This window comes from Endozoicomonas ascidiicola, assembly GCF_001646945.1.
Classification (GTDB): Bacteria; Pseudomonadota; Gammaproteobacteria; order Pseudomonadales; family Endozoicomonadaceae; genus Endozoicomonas; species Endozoicomonas ascidiicola.
Genome location: NZ_LUTV01000001.1, coordinates 776566 through 777931 on the forward strand (window position 1 = coordinate 776566; position 1366 = coordinate 777931).

Genomic DNA, 1366 nt, shown 5'->3' on the forward strand with positions numbered 1-1366 from the left:
TGCCAAAGCGTTGAAGTGTGACAGTTACTTTGCTGCTCCGTATCACTCTTGGGAAAGAGGTCAGAATGAGAATGCTAATGGGCTACTCAGGCAGTATTTCCCCAAGTCGATGGAGCTTAATAACGTTACAGAAAAAGAAGTCATCATAGCGGTTGATAAGCTGAATAATAGACCTAGAAAATGCCTTGACTACAAAACACCTTATGAGGCTTTCAAAGAGTTAACTGGGATTGATGTAAGAAAAGTTATGGGTTATGTATTTATTACTTGAATTCAAGATAATTCAGATTACATTAGTGAAGAGTCAAAAAATAATCCAGAAATTATTCTACCTATTATAAAAAGACACCCCAAATATATCACCCTATTAGGGCCCCAATTGCGCAATGATAAAAATATCATGCTTGAGCTAATGCATACAAACAAAGATGTTTATAAAATTGCGGGTACCGAACTACAAAATAATGAAGAGTTTATTCGTGCATTGATAAAGACAACACCCGAAGCCTACAAATTTACTGGGTATAACTTGCTCGAAAACGAATCATTCTTACGCTCAATCATAACAGAATATCCTGCCACCTATCCATTATTAACTTATGGAGACAGTTTAAACTCATCATCAAGAAAGAATGAAGTATTTGTACGTTCTATGAACTCACCATTACGAAACGATGAAGTATTTGTACGTTCTATTATGTCACAGTACCCAAAAGCTTACAAAGTTGCAGGATTTATGCTACGTAACAATGAACCTTTCATGCGCTCAGTAATTGAGGCAGACATGCGCTCAGTAATTGAGGCAGAGCCCACAGCATACTTAATGGTAGGGGACAATTTATGCAACAATGAAGACTTTATGCGCTTTATGATATCTAAGAACCCTGAATCATATATATGTGCAAGTTACGAATTATGTGGAAATGAAAACTTTATGCGTTTTATGATATCTATGAACCCTAAAGCCTACAATAAAGTGAGGTACAATCTCTTCGACAATGAAGACTTTATGCGTTTTATGATATCTATGAACCCTAAAGCTTACGAAAAGGCAAGTAGTAATTTTCGAAATGATGAAGCCTTTGTTCTATCTTTAATGGAATCAGACCCAGAAAATTACAAGGTAGCTGGTAAAGAGTTACGAAATAATCATTCATGCTTGCGATGATGCAGATCAATCAGGATGCTTTTCATATTGCATCTCAAGAGCTTAAAGCGTCAGAGGATTTTCTGAATCACGTCAGAGAAAATTTCCCGAACTTTAAAGTATAGATTCCTCGTCTCAGAGTCTAGGGAGCGTTACTAACTGGCTATCCAACCAGTTAGTAACGCTCCCTGAATGCCAAAATTATTCTTTCAGCCATAA

At 36.5% G+C, this 1366-nt stretch carries 2 protein-coding genes; both read left to right on the forward strand.

All coding sequences use genetic code 11. From position 1 onward, the window contains the following. Positions 1-271: IS30 family transposase (locus tag AKL11_RS03160; RefSeq protein ID WP_157673576.1), on the forward strand; the 271-nt coding region annotated here is incomplete at its 5' end. Positions 272-325: 54 nt separating this feature from the next. Then, positions 326-1168, forward strand: coding sequence for a DUF4116 domain-containing protein (locus AKL11_RS03165; protein WP_281180499.1), 843 nt, complete (start codon positions 326-328; stop codon positions 1166-1168). Positions 1169-1366: the final 198 nt, after the last annotated feature.